Annotated in this window: 3 protein-coding genes; 1 reads left to right on the top strand and 2 read right to left on the bottom strand. The window is 72.3% G+C overall.

Translation table 11 applies throughout. The annotated features are described in order from the left end of the window. The coding region (locus P1P70_RS42005) for a DNA-3-methyladenine glycosylase 2 family protein (RefSeq protein ID WP_319247375.1) at positions 1–869 on the top strand (869 nt) is incomplete at its 5' end. Positions 870–1,092: 223 nt separating this feature from the next. On the opposite strand, the gene P1P70_RS42000 is transcribed toward P1P70_RS42005, so the two are convergent. Continuing rightward, positions 1,093–2,175 (bottom strand): NDP-sugar synthase, encoded by a 1,083-nt coding sequence (locus tag P1P70_RS42000; protein ID WP_319247373.1) that lies wholly within the window; start codon positions 2,173–2,175, stop codon positions 1,093–1,095. A gap of 202 nt (positions 2,176–2,377) precedes the next feature. Further along, positions 2,378–3,653: peptidoglycan recognition protein (locus P1P70_RS41995; protein WP_319247371.1), on the bottom strand; the 1,276-nt coding region annotated here is incomplete at its 5' end.

The following is a 3,653-nucleotide window of genomic DNA, read 5'->3' as shown; positions in this document are numbered from 1 at the left end:
ATCTGGGGCTCGTGCTGGGGCCGCTGCGGCGGGGGCCCGGGGATCCGACCTTCCGGGCCACACCGGACGGGTCCGTGTGGCGGGCCACGCGTACGCCGGTCGGCGCCGGGACGCTGCGGGTCGCGCTGCGGGGCGGGGTCGTCGAGGCGGAGGCCTGGGGGCCGGGGGCCGAGTGGCTGCTCGATCAGGTGCCCACGATGCTCGGCGCGTCGGACGAGCCCGAGGCCTTCGCACCCCGGCATCGGATCGTGGCGATGGCCTGGCGGCGGCGGCCGGGGCTGCGGCTGACGCGGACCGGGCTCGTGCTTGAGTCGTTGATCCCGTCGGTCCTGGAGCAGAAGGTCACGGCGGACGAGGCGTATCGGGCGTGGCGGTTGCTCGTACGGCAGTTCGGGGAGCCGGCGCCGGGGCCCGTGCCGGGGCGGATGTGTGTGATGCCGGGGGCCCGGGAGTGGGCGCTGATCCCGTCCTGGGAGTGGCATCGCGCCGGGGTCGACGACAAGCGGGCGTCGACGATTCTGCGAGCGGTTCGGGTGGCGGGGCGGCTGGAGGAGGCCGTGGGGATGTCGCCGGTGGACGCGCGGGCGCGGTTGGAGGTGGTGCCGGGGATCGGGCCGTGGACCTCGGCGGAGACCGTGCAGCGCAGTCATGGGGCGGCGGACGAGGTGACCGTGGGGGATCTGCATCTGCCGGGGATCGTGGGGTTCGCGTTGGCGGGGGACCGGGATGCGGACGACTCGGTGATGTTGTCGTTGTTGGAGCCGTATGTGGGGCAGCGGCATCGGGCTGCTCGGTTGATTTTGTTGTCGGGGCGGGTGCCGGCTCGGAGGGTGCCGCGGATGCCTCGGGGGGACATCGGGAGGTTGTAGCGCCCCCGCCGCCCCTACCCGACCCATCCTCGGCAAGGGGCTGTGCCCCTTCGACCCCCAAGCGTCCGTCCGGTGGAGGCTGGTCGCGCAGTTCCCCGCGCCCCTGGAAAAGCAGGGGCTACGCCCCGTGCTTTTTCGGGCCGAAAGGCCGGAGGCCTTTCAGGGGCGCGGGGAACTGCTCGAGAAGCCCCACCCACCCGCAGACGACCGACTCACCCGGCAGTTACTGGTCCGACGAGAAGCGGAGTGCGCCCGTGGGGATGGTCGCGTCGCACCAGACGCGGACGCCCGTGCGGAGTTCGTTGTCGGCGCCGATGATCGCGCCGTCTCCGACGACCGTGCCGGTGAGGACGGAGCGTTCGCCGATGCGGGCCCGGGCGCCGATGAGGGAGTCGGTGATGACGGCTCCGGGTTCGACGACCGCGCCGGCCAGGACCGTGCTGCCGAAGACCCGGGCGCCCTCGCCGACGAACGCGCCCTCGCCCACCACCGTCCCGCCGGTCAGCTTCGCGTCGCCCGCGACCCGGGCGGTGGGAAGGATCAGGCGGTCGCCGCAGCGACCCGGGACGGCCGGGGACGGGGCCCTGCCCAGGACCAGGTCGGCGGAGCCCCGGACGAAGGCCGCGGGGGTGCCGAGGTCCAGCCAGTACGTGGAGTCGACCATGCCCTGGAGGTGGGCACCCGCGGCGAGGAGGTCCGGGAACGTCTCGCGTTCCACCGAGACCGGGCGGCCCGCCGGGATCGTGTCGATGACCGAGCGGCGGAAGACGTACGCCCCCGCGTTGATCTGGTCGGTGACGATCTCCTCGGGGGTCTGGGGCTTCTCGAGGAAGGCCAGGACGCGGCCCGTGTCGTCGGTCGGGACGAGGCCGTAGGCGCGGGGGTCGGTCACCTGGGTCAGGTGGAGGGAGACGTCCGCGCCGGTCGTCTCGTGGGTGGCGACCAGCCGGCGGATGTCCAGGCCGGTGAGGATGTCGCCGTTGAAGACGAGGACCGGGTCCTCGGGGCCGGAGTGGAGGTGCGAGGCGGCGTTGCGGATCGCGCCGCCCGTGCCCAGCGGTTCCTCCTCCGTGACGTACTCGAGGTGGAGGCCGAGGGCGGAACCGTCGCCGAAGTGGGGTTCGAAGACCTCGGCGAGGTAGGAGGTGGCGAGGACTATGTGGTCGACGCCCGCCGCTCTGGCTCTCGCCAACTGGTGGGTGAGGAACGGGACTCCGGCCGCCGGGACCATGGGCTTCGGAGTGTGCACCGTGAGCGGACGCAGCCGGGTACCTCTGCCGCCGACCAGGAGGATCGCTTCTGTCACCTGTCGTCTCTGCTTCCTGCCGGGACCGGCCGAACTGTCATTCGACCGGCCAGTGTATGCAGACCGTTCCATGGCGCCTTCGAGGCCGTGCTCATAGCCGTTGACGTGCCCTGGGGCACGTCAACGGTGGTGTCTGGTCGAGGGCGCGGCGGGCGCGCCCTCGACCTGTGCTGTGTGTCGTGTCGGCATGACCTCCGGCCGGTCACCGGCCCTGCAAGCGGGCGGCCTCCGTGCGTGCCGTACCGAGCTTTCCGTAAAGGCGCCCCCCCGGGCACGCGGTCGCGAACCCGTCACGGTGACCGGAGATCACGTTCAGTCGCACCTTCTTACCTTTTGGGTAGAGATTTCCGCCACCCGAAGTGAGGTATGTCTTGCCCTTCGGGTTCGCTCCGTAAAGACCCAGTTTCCAGGCGGTCAGTTGCGCGACCGCCTTGACCGATACGGCGGGCGGCTTGGTGGTGCCGAAGCTGCCGATGACCGCGATGCCCATGCTGTTGGTGTTGAAACCGAGGGTGTGGGCGCCCATGACGGCCTTCGCGACACCACCCGCGCGACCCTCGTAGATGTTTCCGCACTTGTCGACGAGGAAGTTGTAGCCGATGTCGCGCCAGCCGCTGCTCACGACGTGGTAGCGGTAGATACTGCGGATGACCGAAGGGGCCTGCGCGCACTTGTAGTTGTTGCCCGACGCGGTGTGGTGCACGAAGGCCGCACTGACCCGCTTGGTGTAGCGGAAGTCGCGCTCGCGCAGCTTCTCGTCGGCTCCCCAGCCGGCCCGCGTGACGATACGGGGGCGCGGGCCGATGTACGGCTTCGCCCCGGGCACCGCGGTGGCCAGCCGTTCCACCGTCTCCTTGCGCGACAGCGCCGGGATCGTCGTCGAGCCGAGCGGTGCGAGGTCCGCGTTGACGGCGGAGGCGGCGGCGGACTCGACGGTCAGCGCGCCCAGCCTCGGGGTGTCCACGGTCCCGACGGGCGGGGGTTCCGCCGCCTGCGCGGCCCCCGTCACGGCTTCGGGTCCGGCCGCGGCGCCGGGGGCGCCGACGCCGGGGTCGATCAGCTCCAGACGCAGGCCCTCCGGGAGCAGTTGGACGCCCGGGGCGGCCGTACGGCCCCGGGCCTCGGCGCGCACACGCACCTCGACGCCGTCCGAGTCGCCGACCCACAGCGGAGCGGTGGAGCCGCGCACCCGGCCCGAGGAGCGTTCGGCGGTGTCCGGGTCGGCGGCGTGCTCGTGGTTGTGCGTCTCGACGTCCTGCCAGCCGGACCAGCGGGCGGTTTCCGTCGAACGGGCACGGACCTGGACGCGGCCCTCCAGCTCGGCGTCCGGGTTGTCCCAGACGACACCGACCAGGGAGAACGACCGTACGTCCCGCTTGCCGAGGCCCTGTTCGGGGGCGGCCGGGCCGAGGCCGCGGTCCGTTCCCAGGGGGGCGAGGGGGAGCGACTGGGTGCTGCCGGACGCGGGGGTGAGCGCG

Source organism: Streptomyces sp. MB09-02B (genome assembly GCF_033794485.1).
Classification (GTDB): domain Bacteria; phylum Actinomycetota; class Actinomycetes; order Streptomycetales; family Streptomycetaceae; genus Streptomyces.
Note: the sequence above shows the minus strand (reverse complement) of the source record. Positions and strands in the feature narration are given on the sequence as shown.